The organism is Phytohabitans sp. LZ39, from assembly GCF_059359075.1.
This window is the reverse complement of sequence record NZ_JCADBM010000005.1, coordinates 431,226-446,595: the sequence shown is the minus strand read 5'-3', so window position 1 is coordinate 446,595 and position 15,370 is coordinate 431,226. Positions and strand designations below refer to the sequence as shown.

Here is a 15,370-nt window from a genome sequence, read left to right as displayed (position 1 = left end):
CCACGTATCTTGTTCGTGTGGTCGACTCCGTCGCGGGGGACGCGTTCGGCGAGCTGTTGTTGCGCCATCGGGCGGCGGTGGGCCTGAGCCAGGCCGTCGTGGCCCGGCGCAGTGGGCTCAGCGAGCGCGCCTTGCGCGATCTCGAACGGGGAGCGACCAAGAGTCCGCGCCGCCACACCGTCGCGGCGCTGGCCGAAATCCTCGGGTTGAACGGGGTTGAACTCGTCGCTTTCGCCGCCGCGGCGCAGGGGCGGGCGGCGGCGCCGTCCCCGCCGCTCGCCGGTGCGGGTAAGGCGGCTCGCGGTGACCTGATCGGTCGCGAGCGGCATCTTGCCACCCTCGTCGACTTGGTGCTCGGCGAGCGGCATCGGATCGTTACGGTGGTCGGCGCCGCTGGTGTAGGCAAAACCCGGCTCGTCGCGGAGATGATCAGCACCGCCCGGGTGGGAGCGCCGCTGTCTATATACACCCTCGAGGCCGCGGCGGTTACCGACCCGGCCCAGCTCGGCGAGCTGATCGCGCAGGTGGTCGGTGCCGGCGGGCGGTCGAGGCTGGCCGTGCAGGACCGTATCGCGGCCGAGCTCCGCGACCGGCGGGCGCTGCTCGTCCTCGACTGTGTCGAGCGCACCGTCGCGGCCGCACCCCTGGTTTCCTCGCTGGTACGCCGTTGTGCCCGGCTGACCGTCTTGGCCACCAGCCAGCGCCCCTGGCGGGTCAGCGGCGAGCGCGAGCTGCGCCTTCCGCCCCTGGCCGCCCCCGCGGCCGCCGAGCTGTTCGCACGCCGTGCCGCCGCGGTCAATCCGGCGTGGACGGTCGGCGGCGTGGACCACGAGGCGGTGGTCGACATCTGCCGCCGCCTCGAGGGCTTGCCGCTCGCCATCGAGCTGGCCGCGGCCCGGATGCGGGTGTTGAGCGTGCGCGAGCTCGCCAGCCGGCTCGATCGGCGACTACAGATCCTCGCTGGCGGGCCGGTCGACCTGCCGGAGCGGCACCGGTCGCTGCGCGGCGCCATCGAGTCGAGCCTCGAGCTCGTCACACCCACCACGCGGACGGTCTTCGGGTGGTTCGCCGCGTTTCCCGGCGGGGTACGGCTGACCGATCTCGAGTCCGTGGCCACGGCCGTGGACCTCGACGCGGACTGCTGCCTCCCGGCGGTGGAGGAGTTGGTGCAGACAAACCTCGTCAACGTCGCCGAGGACGCGGGATCGTTCCGGTACACGCTGCCCGACGCGGTCCGTGAGCTCGCGGTGGAGGAGCTGGCCGCCGCCTGGGGCGGGGAGGTGCGGCGTGCGGCCGCGGCCCGCTGCATCGCCAATGTCGTGGCGTGGTGCGATGACCCGGCGCCCGGGCGCGTGCTGTCGGGTGCCGATGCCGACAATCTCCGTGCCGCGGTCGAGTTCGCCGTCCGCGATCACCCGGCGCTGCTGACCCCCGAGGTCATGGACGCGCTCTACCGCCATTACGACCTGACGGGGCGGTACAGCGAGGGTCAGACCGCGTTCAGCCGGGCCGGTATGGGTGGGCCCGGACTGGTCCGCGCGGGCCGGCTGGCCCTGTTGCGGTGCGACACCGAGGCCGCCGAGCGGTTCGGCGAGCAGGCATTGGCGCACCTGGCACCCGACGACCACATCGGACTCGCGGAGGCGCGGCTCTTCCTCGGCTGGGTCGGCCTGGAACGGCGCGACTGGCGGCAGGCCCGCGCCCACCTACGAGCCGCGCTGGTCCAGGCGCGCCGGGCCCGCGACCTGGCCATGCTCGCCCGGGTGCTCAACAATCTCGGCGTGTGCTCGGCGTTTGACGGCCGGCTGCGCGACGCCGAGCGACAGACGGCGGCCGCCCTCATCGCGAAGCGCCGCAGCGGCGCTGGTCCGATCGAGCTGGCCCGCACCTTGAACAACCTTGCGGAGAACGCCCGCGACGCCGGCTCGTTCGGCAACGCGGCGCAACGGGCCGAAGAAGCGACCACGCTGTTCGCGTCCGCCGGACACCAACGAGGCGCGGCGACCGCCGCCAGCACCGGCGCACTGATCTGGTTGGCGCACGGTGACACGGCCGCGGCGTCGGCCGCGATCGACCGTGCGGTCGATGTGCTCGGCGATACCGGCGAAGACCTGCGCACGATGGCCGTCGTCGACCTACGACGCACGCTGGTGTGGCACGCCATCGGACGGGTCCGCGAGGCGGCCGAGCTGCTGCGGCGGACGCTGCCGCACGCGATGCGCCATGACCGCCGGACGCAGGAGGAAGCGGCCCTGATGCTGGCGCAGCACGCCGCGCTCGTGGCCACCCGCGTCCCGACACTCGCCGCCACCATGATCGGCGCGGCCCGGGAGTTGCTGCTGTCGGTCAACCGTGACACCCCGCCAGCCGAGCAGAGGGCGATCGACGAAGCCACCCGGATCGGTGTGGCGGCGCTGGGCGAAGACGGGTTCGCCCAGGCGGCCGCGGCGGGCGCCGGGGCCGGGCCCGAGACCTTGGCGGCACTGTGCGGGCGGCTCGCCGAGGCGAGTTGAGGCCGGTCACGGCGCGGGTGGCAGGAGTATCTGGTCGGGCCGGACCCAGCGGAGCAGGGACAGGTTCGCCCGCACCGGAAACGGCACCTTCAGAGCCAGGCCGGGCGCCTGCTCGAAGGCCGCCCGGGTGGCCTCGTTGGCCGGAAACACCGCCACCGCGTGCACGTTGAACGGGTTTGCCGGATCGAGGTTGACCGCGGGTGCGGCGCCGCCGGCGACCGGCACCTCCCCGACCGGGATGGTGTGGTGGGCGATCCGGCGCGGCACGGCCAGCACGAAGAAGCTCAGCGAGTCGGCCGCCCCGACCGCGACGCTGGTGCTGCCTTCGTCGTCGAACCCGTCCAGGTCCCACTTCACGTCCTGAAGGACCATGGTGCGGCCGCGAGCCGTGGCGAGCATCCGCCGGGGAAACGGGGTGCGCAGGTCGGCGGGACCGGAGGCGGCCTTCGGCTCCTGCCAGACCTCCTCGTACCGCAGTTGCTCGCGTTCGCCCGGTGTGCGCATCGCGGCGGGTGCGGCGAGGATGTCGGCCATCGCCTCCTCCGGGGTACGCCCGTAGCCCACCTCGATCCGGTCGAAGACCATCGGCCCGGTGATCGTGGTGTCCGGCAGGGACGCCTCCCGGTAGGCCATCCGGAACAGCGCGCCGTCGTGCGGACGCTGTGCCATGTGCGCGGCGGCGGCCTGCGCGTACGGTGCCAGGGCGGCCTCGACCTGCGGGCTCTGCTTGTCCCGGAAGCGGGAGTTGAACCAGGCGGCCAGGGCACTCAACGCGCCGACGGCGGCGCTGGCGCCGGCCTGCGCCTTCTCCTGCCGCCCCGTCGGGAGCTGGATGGCCGGACCGCGGTTGCGGGCCAGGACCTCCTCGAGCTCCTTCGCCGTGGCGGGCGGCTTCTCGCGCAGTATCCGCCGAGTGTTCTCGTCCATCGACGGGTCGAATGCGGCGAGCACCCTCATGAGTTCGGAGCGGTCGAGGTGGTAGGCGCGTCCCATCGGGCCTTCCTTCCCGGCCGTCTTGTACACCCGCTCGTGGAACCTCATGGCATCCGCGCTATCGCTGATATTGATGCTCATGCCCGCTCGGCTGGCGCGCAGCGTCTCCCGGATCCGATTGGCCAGCATGATCTGGCCGGCACCCCGGCTTTCCTCTGCGGCGTGGACCCATCCTCGGCTGGCGTCCGCGGCCGGGTGTGGCGGCGGTACCCAGGTGTCGGCAGCGACGAGTATCAGGCGTCCGCCTTGCCGGCCCAGCATCGCACGCGCCACCCGGCCCTTCTGCTGGGCTTCCGCGCGGAGCGTGGCCATCGTCAGCGGTTTGTTCCGATCGAGACCCTTGACGTGCATCTGGAGTTGGTTGATCTCGGGGGTGTCCGGTAGGTCACGCACGTCGAAGATCTGCGTGCGGACCAGGAACTTGTTGCCCGTGGCGTCTTTCAACAGCGCCCGGCCGGGCGGGGCGACCTCCGTGTCGCGCGGCACCGGTATCGGTTCCTCGGTGAGCAGGTCGAGCGGGTCGCCGATCGGGGCGAGCTGCGGCCCCAGCGGCACGCCCGCGGCACGCTGTTGCAACACGTGGGCGAGCTCGTGGCGGAGCAGCCGGTCACCCGGGCCGGTGCCCGGCGCGTACCGGCCGGCGCCGAACGCGATGTGCTCGCCGACGGTGAACGCCCGCGCGTGCAGCCCGGCCGCCGCGGCCGCGGCCCGGCCGTCCCGGTGCACCCGGACCGTACTCAGGTCGGCGGCGGTCTCCCGTTCCCAGCGCAGCCGGTCTGGCTCGGGCAGTGGAACGCCGGCGCCGAGTTCGGCGAGTACCCCGACCGGCGGGGCCGGTGCCGGTCCGGTGGAAGGACCGGCGGGCGGCAGGATGCCGCGCGCCGCGTCCCGCTCGTACTCCGCCCGGTGCCGGACCAGGGCGCGCACCGCTTGGTTGCCGAGGGTGTGTTGCAGGTGGGCGAGCCCTCCGGGTGCGCGGGCGGCGGAACCGCCGGCGTCAGGCGTGCGCTGCCGGTCAGCCGCGATCCGCTTCTGCATGTCCGTCCTCCCGTTCCGGCCCCGGCTCGCCGCCGAGCACCTCCCGCAACACCTGGATCGCTCCGCTGATCAGCAACAGGGACTCCTGGAGACGCACGCTCTCCTCCGCCAGGGCGCACAGGCGCTGCTCACCCACCTCTTGTTCGCGTTCAAGGAGCACCAACCGGTCGGTGAGGCACTGTCGCATCCGGTCCATCGCTATCCCTCCTTTGTGGACCGGTTGGGAGTGGCGCGCCGGGTCAGCCGCCAGGCGGTGCCCCGTTCGGCCGGCTGGTCGTACAGGTCGGGATGCAGGTAGGTGCCCTGCTCGTCGGCTGGCTTCTCCTCGTCCACGACCAGGGGGTTGGCCTTCGCGTACGGGTCTCGCCGGACGCCGGTGAGCTGCCAGCACACCCGCATACCCGCCCGGCCGCCGGCGATCCGGAACCTGTTGCCGGCGACCTCCTCGGCCACGTGCAGGTCGGGGGCCGCCGCGCCGATCGGGGTGAGCTGGTAGCGGAATTCCCGGTTGAGCGTGTCGCACCAGCCGGCGAGCTCGACCTCGGCCGCGCCGCCGGCGTCGAGCTCGACCACGCCGTCGTACACGGTCTTCAGCTCGTCGCTTTCCACCAGCGCGTGGGACAGCGTACGGGTCTCCGGCGCCTCCGGGTGGTCGATGCGGATCCGCCCGGCCGCCTTGTTGACAGTGCCGGTGACGTTGACGTCGCCGACCAGGATGGCCGCGAACACCTCGCCGCCGGCGATGACTCCGGTGCCCGCACCGCCGACCGCGAACACGGCCGTCCCGTCGGGGACGCTGGCGAACACGCCGACGCCCCGCGTCGCGTTCGTCGCCTCGATGACCGTCCCGCTGGGCTCGGCGGAGCGCACGTCCAGCCGCGCGTCGGCGTTCGGGGCGTGGACGCCGATGCCGACCTGGCCGGTGCGGGTATGCATGGTCAGGCCGAAGCCGGCCGCGTCACCCCACAGGCCGACCCGGTCGTTGTCGGCCATCCCGACGAACGCGCCGAGCGCACCGGCGCTGTCCTGGCGCAGCCAGAGCCCCGCCGACGCGTGCCCGGCCTGGCGGAGCTGGATCCGGCCGGCCACGTCGAGCGGGAACGCCGGTGCGGTCGTCCCGATGCCCACCTTGCCGTCGTTCTTGACGATCATCCGGGTCACGTTGCCGCCGGCCCGTAGCCGCAGGTCGTGGTTTGTCATCGTGGAAACGATGCCGCCGTTGACGTCGGCGCCGAGGAGGATCTCGGCCGGGCCGCCGGCGATGGCGGTTTTCGCGCGTACGTTGAGGTAGGCGCCGGCCGTGCCCTCCACGGTCAGCCGCTGGTCGGGAGCGGCGGTGCCGACACCGACCCGTCCGGTGCCGGCCGAGCCGACCACCACGTTGCCGGCGGCGGCGTCGACGGTCAGCGCCGGCGTCCCGTCGTCGCGGCGGGCCACCACCTGCTGGGCGGTGATCGCCAGCCGGGCGAAGCCGCGCACGGCGCCGCCCTCGTCGCGGCCGAAGTCGACCTCGTCGGTGGCCGACTCCACGCGCAGTTCGAGCCCGCCGGCCGCGCGGGCGCGGAGTACGGCCGCCGGCTGGGGGCGTTGCTCCACCGCGAGCCCGTCGGCGCTGGCCGTGCGGACCGGCCGGCGCAGCACCACCCGTTCGGCCGGCAGCCCGGCGCCCCGGCGCTGCTCCCGGCCGAGGTCGGCGACGTTGCCGGCGGGGTCCAGGACCACCCGCGCAAGGACCACCCGGGATCCGTCGGCGGGCAGGTCGGCCGGCCGGTACCGCTGGAGCAGCGGGGTGTGGTCGACCCGCGGGGCGCCGGGGATCGCGCTGTCGAACGTTTCGGCGAACCCGATCGTGAGGTACCACTCGCCGGACTGCCCCGGTGGCGTCGGCAACGTCACGCCCGCCGGTCCGACGTCGGCCAGCGTCGTCCCGTCGAGCCTGGCCTGCCCACCCGCGGCGAGTGAGAGGTGCCGGCCCTGCGCGTCCAGCGCGACGCCGGGAGCGACCGTGACCCCGGCTTGGTTGACGGTGGCGGTGACCCGCAGGCCGGAGGCCACCCCCCACTCGTGCAACTCGCTGCCGTGCAGGCGTTCCATCGGCTGGAGGTACTGCTCGACGTCCCAGTTGCTCTCCTTCCGGGACGTGTCGCCGCCGCGTTCGTCGCCGTTGGCGTCGCGGTAGGAGGTGCGGGTCAGGTTCTGTGCGGTCATCGTTCGGCTCCTGTGTGTTCGGCGGCGCCGCTCGGTGCGGCGGTGCTGCGGGCCGGGGCGCTGACCTGTTCCGGGCGGGGCAGCACCGAGGCAAGGGTGGTCGCCGGCTTCTGCTCGGCGACGATCCGGTCGATCTCCCGCATGATCATTTTCTGTACGGGAATCCGGCCGACGTCCGGCTCGCGTGACTTGGCGAAGTGGACCAGCACCCCGAACTCGTGCGTGCCCGCGCGCCACGTCCGGCGTTCGGTCAGGTGCGGTTCGCCGGGGTCGCAGAGGTACACGGTGCCCTCGTGCAGGACCATCCCTTGTGGATAGACCAGCCGGCCGGGCTCGGTGACCCGGGTGACCGTGGGCGGCGAGACCCCGATGTCCACCCGGTACACCGCGGCGTGTTCGGCGAAGTCGTGCCGGAACGGTTCGTTGATGGTCGGTTCCGGCCACAGTCCGAGGTCGAGCACGAGCAGCCGGGTGGCGTCCTCCTCGACGATGGCCACCGGGGCGATCAGTGGGTTGGCGGCGGCCGGCAGCCCGGCCAGCAGGCGGTGTTCGCCCCAGGGGTCGGAGCGGCGGTCCACCCGGACCAGTTCGGCGGGCGAGGGCGGGTCGAAGGTGCGGGCCACCCCGATGACGAGGTCGCCGTCGGCCCGGGCCAGCAGCGACCGGGCCGGTCCCGGGGTGGCCAGCGGCCGGCGGGGCTGTACGGCCGGGGCGGTGCCGGTGTCCGCCCCGGTCACCACGGTCACGCCGGAGGGGTCCAGCAACAGCAGCTGCCCGGTGGGGGAAACCGCCATCGACACCGCGGCGGCGTGCAGCGGCGGCTGCGGCTGCAACGTGGTGGCCAGCAGGTCCGGTGCGGTGAGCCGGTGCAGGCCGCCGTTGGCGTCGAACAGGTACACCTTCCACGCCGCGGTCCGCGCGTCGACCGCGACCGCTACCGGCCGGCCCGGCTGGAACGGCTGCTGACCGGCCGGTACGGCCTGGCCCAACGGCAGCGGTGCCGGGGGTGCCCCGGCCATGTCGGCGTACCCACCGCTGCGGGTGATCCGCCACAGGCCGGGCTTGACCGGCTGGGCCGTGCCGGTCATTCCGCCGTCGCCGACCAGCAGGTCGCCGGACGGGCTCAGCGCGATGCACTGCGGGGTGACCAACCCGCGGTACGCGGCGGTGCGGTCGGGCCGGATGAACGGCCCTTGCCGGATCAGCGCCGACACGCCGGCCGCCTGGTCCGGCAGCAGCCGGGCGAACAGCACCTTCGCCGAGTCGTCCACGGCGATCCGGGGCCGGATCGGGCCGACCGTGTACAGGTCCAGGTACCGGGCCAGCCCGATGGCGGTCCCGCGGTCGGCGTAGACCCGGGTGATCTGGGCGATCGCCTTGCGTCTCTGGTACTCGTCCCAGCTGGGCGGCAGGTCCAGCCCGACCCAGGAGGCGAGCCAGGGCAGAAACCGCTCCGGCGTGCGCCAAGGGTCGAACAGGTGGGGCAGCCGGTCGACCGCCTCGGCGATGCTGCCCGGCCGGACGACCCGGCCGCCGGTCTTGCCGGCGCGGTGATCGTCGGGCAGGCCGGTGAGCATCTTCTCGAACACCCGCAGCACCGCGCCGAGCGAGCCGCCCGCCTGCCCCTCCCACAGCACCGGCGGCAGGTACCGCAGGTAGCCGCTGCCCCTGGTGTCGATGTCGGTCACGATTCCTCACTCCGGTTGCGCGGTCACGGTGGCCTGGCCGAAACAGACAAGCTCGTAGTCGGCCAGCAGCACGACCGCCGCGTCGGTCTCCAGCAGCAGCGGCAGCGGCCGTTCGTTGGCGGTCCAGGCGCCGCCGGGTCCGTACGGCGGGAGGTGGTACGGCGGAACCGCCGGCCGCAGGCTCAGCTTGGCCACGTATCCGATGTCGTCGGCCGGCCGGATCGCCTGGTACACCTCGGCGAGGTACACGCTCTGGCCGACCTGCCAGCCACGCTCTCCGGGCCCGCCGTGCACCGGGTGCAGGAACGCCTGGATCCGCTGCCGGATCGTGTTGGCGACCTCCTCCGGGCCGGTGACCCGCCCGTCGTCGATGGCCCGCCGGAACACCCGGACGTCGACGCTCACCTGGATCGGCAGGTATCGGGGACCGGTGACGTGCAGGTACGTGGCCAGGTCCCGGCGCTTGTCGAGGCTGGCGAGCAGGTCCTGGACGAGCGCGGTGGACGGCTCCGGCTGGTCCACCTTCGGCCCCAGATCGGGGACCACGATGAGGTTGACGTTGCCGGGCGCGCGCAGCAGGGAGGCGAACCGCCAGGGGTCGCCCTTCAGCCAGGCGGTGCCGTTGTCCTGCTCCTGTACCCGTGGCGGCAGGCAGCGCACCACCGCCAGGTCCGGCCGCGCCTCGCGGGCGAGCTGCTCGTAGTCCTCGACGTTGACCGCGCCGTTGCCGTGCCGCAGCACCTGCGGGGCGCGGCGCTTGGTCTCCTCGACGGGTTCCTCGTCCGCCCCGCCCTGTGCCGGCGCCAGGTTGCGGACCGCGACGATGCCCGGGACGGGCGCGGTGAGCGCGGCGATCGCCCCGGCGGGTACGTTGCCGGCGGCGCCGGCGGCCACGTACCGGTAGCTGGCGGTTATCCGGCTTCCGGACGGCGGTACGGTGCCGCGGCCCTTGCCGGTGGTCGGTTCGTGGTTGCCGAAGCTGATCTCGCCGGTGACCGGGTCGAGCCGGTAGTGGTTGCCAGGTCCGGCCGGCAGGTCGTCGACAAGGGTCCACGGCTGGTCGTCGACGCGGACCGTGACGTGGTCGTACGGGCTGTCGGTGGCTGGCCGGCGAAACAGCGGCCGGTTGCGCAGGGGCAGCACCTGGAACGGTGTCCCGTCGCCGCGGCCGACCTCCTCCGGCGCGGACGGGCGGGCGCTGAGGGCCGCGGTGGCGGGTGCGGTGTTGGCCAGCAGGTACCGCAGGCCGACCTGGATCGGGTTGGCCGAGCTGTTGGTCACGCTGACTCCGAGCCAGCGGTACGAGCCGGTGACCGGGGTGGTGCCGGCCGCCGGCCGCACCGGTGCGGCGCCGGCGGCCCAGCTGGTCGGTGCCTGGGCCGCCCAGCCGGCGGGTGCGGTCAGCCGGATCCGCCCGTCGCGGCGCAACCCACCGGTGCGGTCCGCGCGCACGGTGACCGCCGGCCACTGTGCCGGCGCGATGGTGGCGACCGAGCACCGCCAGCCGACCGCGGGTTGCGGGCCGGGCGGCAGCGGGCCGGCCAGTTCGACGTACAGGTCGACGTCGCCGCTGACCGGCCGGTCGAAGCCGAGGCACAGCAGCACTGTGCTGTTGGGCGCCACGCTGAGCGTCGCGCCGGCCGGTGGCGGGCTTCCGGCCGGGCCGCCCGGCGGCGGCGGGACGAACGCGTCGGAGACGTTGGTGTAGCTGCCCTGGCCGGCGGCCGGCAGGCTCAGGTTCAGTGCCACCGCCGGTGCGGGCAACACCCGGACCGCGTCGTCGGTCTCGAAGCCGACCGGTGTCTCGCCCTCGCCGGCCGGGGTCTGCGCCTGGGTGCCGGCCGGCACCGGCACCGGCAGGTCGCCCTGCGCGGTGAAGGTGAGCAGGGTCCGGGCGGGGGTCCGCGGGGACCGGGTGATGCCGAGCAGGTTGAGGAACGCGGCGTAGTTCTTGTCGGGGACCTTGTTGAGCCGGAAGATGAGGCCCTCGACCAGCCAGGCGAACAGCTCGACGAGCGTGATGCCGAGGTCGCTCGGATTGTGGTCGGTCCACTGTGGAGCATATTTGGGGATCAGGGCGCGGGCCTCGTCCACCAGGTCCTGCCAGCGGCGGTCGTCGAGGTCGGGTACGGGCACGGTCATGACAGCTCCAGCGGGACGGGTACGGTCAGCTCGCCGGTCTCCGGGCCGCCCTTGACCCGGTACCGGACGGTGATGGACAGGGCGGCCCGCCCGTTGTCGTGGGCCACCTCGACGCCGGTCACGTCGATGCGCGGCTCCCACTCGTCGAGCGCCGCCTTGACGAGGTGCCGGGCCAGGTTGGCGGTGGCCGGGCTGTTCGGGGCGAACGCGAGACCGCGTAGGTTGGCGCCGAAGGTCGGGCGCATCAACCGTTCGCCGTGCTGGGTGCCGAGGATGATCCGGATCGACTGCTCGATCTTGGCCAGGTCGGCGGCCTCGCGGATCCCGCCGGTCGCGCCGGTGCCGAAGGGGTGCGCGATGCCGCGCCCGTAGAAGTCCGAAGCCATCGGGGTCCTCCTAGACCGCGCTGAGCTTGATCTGGGCGGGCGTGGTGCTCAGCTTCGCCGGGACACCGGCGAGGAGGCCGTCGGTCGTGCCGGTCAGCCCGAGCAGGACGGCTTGGCCGCCGACGCTCAGCTTGGCCGCGCCCAACGAACTGACCGTCTGGACGGTCCCGCACTTGGTGGTGTTGGCTCCGGACGCCACGCAGCCGCTCACGGGCATGCCGGCTACGCCATCGCGGGTCAGTACCTCCGCGCCGGCGACGACGAGCCTGGCCGCGCCGGCGGTGTCGACGTGTCCCGGCGTGGGGTGGTCGCAGACGACCGCGCTCGCGGTGGTCAGCACGAAGTCCACGGCTAGCTCACGTCCATCCGGTTGGCGACCTTGACCTTGACGTCGATCGCGTTGAGCCGGATCTCGCCGGCGGCGTTCAACTCGATGTCTCGCATGGCGGTGATGGACACCGTGCCGTCGGCTGCGAGGGTGACGGTGCTGCCGGCCCGATCCTCGATGACGATCTGCTCCGCCGCGGTGCTGTCGTCCAGGGTGATGGTGTGCCCGGCCTTGGTGCGGATGCGGCGGATCGAGTTGGTGCCGTCCAGCGTGGTGACCGGCTTGCCGCGTAGCTGGTCCCAGAGGCTGCCGATGACCACCGGGCGGCCGAAGTCGCCCTGCTCGAACGCGACGACGACCTGGTCGCCGGGGTCGGGCAGGAAGAAGGCGCCGCTGCCGGCACCGGCCATCGGTGTGGCGCAGGCGGCCGTCGTGGTCTCGCCGCTGTCGGAAAACCACGGAAAGGCGACCTCGGCCTGGTACGTGAGCGGGTTGACCGACTCCACCGTGCCGATCGCCACGCCGGGGGAGGGCTCCGGCCGGTTGGGCGAGGGCTGGTCGACCACCGAGCGGCGGACCAGCTGGAGCAGGCTGGACGCGGCCCGCTGGGTGACCTCGAAGTCGGTGCGGTAGCCACCGCCGTCGAGGGTGTGGGTGACCCGCCGCAGCCGGTACCCGCCGCTGAACCGCCTACCTACGCCGCGTACCGCGACGGTCTGGTCGGCGCGCAGGTCGGGCAGTCCGGGGCAGGACCCGGACGCCTCGTACATTCCCTCCAGGATCTCCTGGAGGATCGACTTGGCCAGGGCGAACGCGTCCACAGGGGACTTGACCGGCTTGTCCCGCACCACGCGGCGGCCGAGGCCGAGCAGCATGTCCAGCGCCGTACCGCCCAGCCGCTCGACCACCGCGTCGAGGTCGACCGTGGCACCGGTCATCACGCCGACGATGGTCTGGGCCAGTTCCTCGTTGTACCCGCGCACCACCTGGATACCGGCCAACGCGGCCGAGGACAGCCGGGGGTTGAAGCTGGTCAGGTTTCGGCCCCATTCCAGGACCAGTTCACCGGCCTGCGGGCGGGGCAGGCGGAAGTACAGCCGGTCCCACCACACGTACACCTCGAAGAAGTTCGCCCGGGCGCGCTCCTTGAGCAGGGCCATGTCGGTGCCGGTCTGGCGCAGCTTGGTGTGGAAGAACAGCGAGGGGTCGACCACCGGGATCAGCCCGGCCTCCACCGCGATCTGAGCCGCGATCATGCTGTCGTTCATGAACTTGAACGCCGGCCGGTCCGGCACGTCGTGCCGCAGCCGGTGCGACCGGTCGTAGCCGGACACTGTCAGCGTCGGGGCTCCGGACTGGGGAAACGAAGGCTGCAAGGCGGTGATCTCGCCGAGCATCATCGGGTGCAGGTCGTCGCCGTACCCGAGGTGGATCTCCACGCTCTTGCCGAGGTCGAACAGCGGCGAGTCGGTGAACCGGTTGCCGGCGTTGTCCAGCACGATGGTGAACATGTCGGCCAGGTCCAGGTTGTTGTCGTACTGGACGCTGAGCACGTGCCGGCTCACCTCGGCGGCGAGGGTGACGCCGCTGACCACGATCCGGGCCCGGGGGGCGAGGCCGGCCGTCATCGGGGGTCTCCGGTGGGGATGACCACCGGCTGGCCCGGCGGCAGCCGCAGCGGGTCGGCGATGTCGTTGTGGTCGGCGATCTCCCGCCAGCGGCCCGGGTCGCCGAGGTAGATCCCGGCCAGGCCGGACAGGGTGTCGCCGTCGCTGAGCCGGTGCAGCGTGGGCGGTGCGAGAAACAGCCCGCCGCGCACCTCGGTCTCCACCCGGGCGTACTCCTGGAACCGCACCACGAGCCGGGCCCGCACCGGGGTGCCGTCCGGCAGGAACATCGACATGTGCTGGTCGGCCTGCGCCAGCACGCATTCGAACGAGAACCGGCCCATCACGAACAGCAGCACCGGCGGCGCGAACGTGCGCGGCTCGGGGTCGAGCAGGCCGACGATGCGCCGGGTGTGCTCGCGGACGTCGGTGCGCCGTTCGTAGGTGTCGAAAAACAGCTCCAGGTTCAGCGTGCGGGCGCGGCCGCGCACGTACTGGATCGGCGGGGTCGCGAGGCCTGGCACGCCGATCTCGGCGATCTCGTTGCCCTGCTCGATCCGGTACTCCTCCGGGTTGTACATCACCGGGATGTGTTCGCCGGAGCGGGTGTTGACGATGAAGGCTCTGGTCAGCTGTACGGCCATCGGCTATCCGCCCCGCTCCCACTCGATCCGTAGTTGGTAGCGCAGGTCCTGCGGCACGGCTGGGGCCGGGCCGCCGGTGCGCGCGGGGCTCGGCTCGGCCGGCCGGTGCGGCTCGCGGCGCAGCGGCGCGGCCATCGGCCGCGGCGTCGGCGCGGCCGACGGTGCGGGCGCGACCGGTGCGGGCACCGGTGCCGTCGAGGTGGGACCGCTGGGCCGGACCGCCCGGTCCGCCGCCTCGGGTGGGCGGGGGCCAGCGGCCGGCAGGACCAGCGCGGCGCGTTCGTGGATCGCCGCCGCGTGCTCCTCCGCGGCGGCGCCGGCCGCGGTGGCCCTGCGCCAGGCGGCGTTGGGCCGCATCGCCTCGCTCACGTGCGTCGCCTCGTGCACCAGCAGGGCGAACCCGGCCGGCTCGTGCGGGCGGAACTGGCCGCGGCCGAAGAAGACATCTGCGCCGACGGTCACGGCCGCGGCCTGGTGCCGGTGCGCCACCTGTTCGGCCGGCGCGCCGCGGTGCACCCGCAACCGGTCGGCGGCGGCGCCGGCGTACGGTCGCAACCGCTCCCGGACACCGGCGTCCAACGGTGCGCCTGGCGCGGCGGGTGCGTCCGGCGGCCCCGGCGGGCCGGTTTCCGCCGGCCACGTCGGCCCGCCCGGCGGCGGCTCGTGGTGTGCCGGGCGCGCCCAGGCGACCGGTGGGTCCGCTTCCACCCGGCGCAGCCGGCTCGCGGTCGCCGCGGGTCGGTTCGCGGCGCGGCGCAGCACCGGCCGGGCCCGCTCCACCCAGCCGATCGTCACGGTGGGGCGGCCCATCAGCCGCCGCGCCTGTATGGCAAGGCGCGCGCCGAGGGTTCTCACGTCGTCTCCTCCAGTTCGAGCACGGTGGCCAGCCACCGCCGGCGCTCGGTGTGGTCGAGGTTCATCAGTTCGTGGTGGGTCCAGTGGACGCGCTGTCCGAGCAGGGCCACCTCCTGGTAGACCCGCGTCAGGGGGTAGCCGAGGATCCCCCCGGCGGCGCCGGGTCGAGGTCCAGGGCACAGCGGGGGCACCGGCTCGGGCCGGGTTCCGGGGCCAGGCCGTTGATCCGGTTGTACATCTCCTGGAGGTAGGCCAGGTCCGGTGAGAACAGCCCTTCGATCACGGCCGGGTTGACCTGGGTGACCGACCCGATCCGCCGGACCACCCGGGAAAGCAGGATCACGATGAGGTACGCCGGCAGGTTGTGCACCCGCGGGTCCTTCATCGGCAGGATCTCGTCGGCCGCGGTGGCCAGCCGCATCACCCCGGTCCGGTGCAGCGTGCCGGTCTCGTCCAGGTACCCGACCGGCAGCTCGAACTCGTGCTCGGTCAGCAGCGGCTGCTGATCAACGGCGGACACGCTTTACCCCCTCGTGCGCGAGGATCAGCGTCTCGATGGCCACCTCGTTGCCACCGGCGTTGAGCTGCGGGCCCTCCCACTTGTGCGGCCAGGCGTTGACGAAGTTCCACCGCACCACCTCGCGGCGGTTGGCCAGGTCGTACACGATCACCGACCCGTTCTTGCGCTGGACGTTGCCGTCGATCACCTGCTGCCGCCAGGCCCACAGCTCGTCGGAGTCGGTCAGCCCCCACTTGAGCGTGATGTCGGTGAACGTCGTCTTGCCGGGAAGCTTGCGTACGCCGGCGTTGTCGCCGCCCTCGCGGGTCTCGATGACCTCGGTCGTGGCGTCGAGCCCGGCGCACTCGCGAAAGCTCGCCTGGGTGATCCCGTCGATCTCGACGAGGAAGTTGAAGTTGACGTACGGGTCGACTCGGGCACCGGTCTGCGCCATGGTTGTCTGCTCTCC

General features: G+C 73.1%; 14 protein-coding genes. 1 reads left to right on the top strand and 13 read right to left on the bottom strand.

The features are described 5' to 3' along the window. Nucleotides 1-17 precede the first annotated feature (17 nt). On the top strand, nt 18-2,513 hold the full coding sequence (locus AC5L36_RS13510; protein WP_441215818.1) for an ATP-binding protein: 2,496 nt from the start codon (nt 18-20) through the stop codon (nt 2,511-2,513). 6 nt (nt 2,514-2,519) lie between these two features. Here AC5L36_RS13510 and AC5L36_RS13505 read toward each other — a convergent pair whose 3' ends face one another. From AC5L36_RS13505 to AC5L36_RS13445, 13 genes are read right to left on the bottom strand one after another with little or no spacing between them, the layout of a single operon-like run. Further along, nucleotides 2,520-4,544, bottom strand: coding sequence for an eCIS core domain-containing protein (locus AC5L36_RS13505; RefSeq protein ID WP_441215817.1), 2,025 nt, complete (start codon nt 4,542-4,544; stop codon nt 2,520-2,522). Next, a complete protein-coding gene (locus AC5L36_RS13500; RefSeq protein WP_441215816.1) occupies nt 4,522-4,740 on the bottom strand; it encodes a hypothetical protein in 219 nt (72 codons plus the stop codon). The genes AC5L36_RS13505 and AC5L36_RS13500 overlap by 23 nt, the downstream gene beginning before the upstream one ends. A 2-nt stretch (nt 4,741-4,742) precedes the next feature. Then, nucleotides 4,743-6,752: a hypothetical protein gene (locus AC5L36_RS13495; protein WP_441215815.1), complete on the bottom strand. Its 2,010-nt coding sequence runs from the start codon at nt 6,750-6,752 to the stop codon at nt 4,743-4,745. Next, nucleotides 6,749-8,440, bottom strand: coding sequence for a phage tail protein (locus AC5L36_RS13490; RefSeq protein WP_441215814.1), 1,692 nt, complete (start codon nt 8,438-8,440; stop codon nt 6,749-6,751). The genes AC5L36_RS13495 and AC5L36_RS13490 overlap by 4 nt, the downstream gene beginning before the upstream one ends. A gap of 6 nt (nt 8,441-8,446) precedes the next feature. Further along, nucleotides 8,447-10,582: a putative baseplate assembly protein gene (locus AC5L36_RS13485; RefSeq protein WP_441215813.1), complete on the bottom strand. Its 2,136-nt coding sequence runs from the start codon at nt 10,580-10,582 to the stop codon at nt 8,447-8,449. Further along, the gene (locus AC5L36_RS13480; protein WP_441215812.1) at nt 10,579-10,968 is read right to left on the bottom strand and encodes a GPW/gp25 family protein; all 390 of its coding nucleotides are present in this window, start codon (nt 10,966-10,968) and stop codon (nt 10,579-10,581) included. The genes AC5L36_RS13485 and AC5L36_RS13480 overlap by 4 nt, the downstream gene beginning before the upstream one ends. A gap of 10 nt (nt 10,969-10,978) precedes the next feature. Continuing rightward, nucleotides 10,979-11,317: a hypothetical protein gene (locus tag AC5L36_RS13475; protein WP_441215811.1), complete on the bottom strand. Its 339-nt coding sequence runs from the start codon at nt 11,315-11,317 to the stop codon at nt 10,979-10,981. Nucleotides 11,318-11,319: 2 nt separating this feature from the next. Continuing rightward, nucleotides 11,320-12,924 (bottom strand): phage late control D family protein, encoded by a 1,605-nt coding sequence (locus AC5L36_RS13470; RefSeq protein ID WP_441215810.1) that lies wholly within the window; start codon nt 12,922-12,924, stop codon nt 11,320-11,322. Beyond that, on the bottom strand, nt 12,921-13,547 hold the full coding sequence (locus AC5L36_RS13465) for a CIS tube protein (protein WP_441215809.1): 627 nt from the start codon (nt 13,545-13,547) through the stop codon (nt 12,921-12,923). The genes AC5L36_RS13470 and AC5L36_RS13465 overlap by 4 nt, the downstream gene beginning before the upstream one ends. Before the next feature lie 3 nt (nt 13,548-13,550). Then, nucleotides 13,551-14,402 (bottom strand): eCIS core domain-containing protein, encoded by an 852-nt coding sequence (locus AC5L36_RS13460; protein WP_441215808.1) that lies wholly within the window; start codon nt 14,400-14,402, stop codon nt 13,551-13,553. Further along, nucleotides 14,399-14,593 (bottom strand): DUF6760 family protein, encoded by a 195-nt coding sequence (locus tag AC5L36_RS13455; RefSeq protein ID WP_441215807.1) that lies wholly within the window; start codon nt 14,591-14,593, stop codon nt 14,399-14,401. Before AC5L36_RS13455 ends, AC5L36_RS13460 begins: the two co-directional genes overlap by 4 nt. Continuing rightward, nucleotides 14,530-14,922 carry a hypothetical protein gene (locus AC5L36_RS13450; RefSeq protein ID WP_441215806.1) on the bottom strand — a complete coding sequence of 131 codons (393 nt, stop codon included), beginning with the start codon at nt 14,920-14,922 and terminating at the stop codon, nt 14,530-14,532. Before AC5L36_RS13450 ends, AC5L36_RS13455 begins: the two co-directional genes overlap by 64 nt. Beyond that, complete coding sequence (locus AC5L36_RS13445) at nt 14,909-15,355, bottom strand: phage tail protein (RefSeq protein WP_441215805.1); 447 nt, start codon at nt 15,353-15,355, stop codon at nt 14,909-14,911. The genes AC5L36_RS13450 and AC5L36_RS13445 overlap by 14 nt, the downstream gene beginning before the upstream one ends. Nucleotides 15,356-15,370 lie beyond the last annotated feature (15 nt).

Excerpts from the sequence above, each read along its gene's own strand:
- AC5L36_RS13465 (WP_441215809.1), bottom strand. The coding sequence starts at position 13,547 with ATGGCCGTACAGCTGACCAGAGCCTTCATCGTCAACACCCGCTCCGGC.
- AC5L36_RS13500 (WP_441215816.1), bottom strand. The coding sequence starts at position 4,740 with ATGGACCGGATGCGACAGTGCCTCACCGACCGGTTGGTGCTCCTTGAA.
- AC5L36_RS13445 (WP_441215805.1), bottom strand. The coding sequence starts at position 15,355 with ATGGCGCAGACCGGTGCCCGAGTCGACCCGTACGTCAACTTCAACTTC.
- AC5L36_RS13485 (WP_441215813.1), bottom strand. The coding sequence starts at position 10,582 with ATGACCGTGCCCGTACCCGACCTCGACGACCGCCGCTGGCAGGACCTG.
- AC5L36_RS13470 (WP_441215810.1), bottom strand. The coding sequence starts at position 12,924 with ATGACGGCCGGCCTCGCCCCCCGGGCCCGGATCGTGGTCAGCGGCGTC.
- AC5L36_RS13505 (WP_441215817.1), bottom strand. The coding sequence starts at position 4,544 with ATGCAGAAGCGGATCGCGGCTGACCGGCAGCGCACGCCTGACGCCGGC.
- AC5L36_RS13480 (WP_441215812.1), bottom strand. The coding sequence starts at position 10,968 with ATGGCTTCGGACTTCTACGGGCGCGGCATCGCGCACCCCTTCGGCACC.
- AC5L36_RS13495 (WP_441215815.1), bottom strand. The coding sequence starts at position 6,752 with ATGACCGCACAGAACCTGACCCGCACCTCCTACCGCGACGCCAACGGC.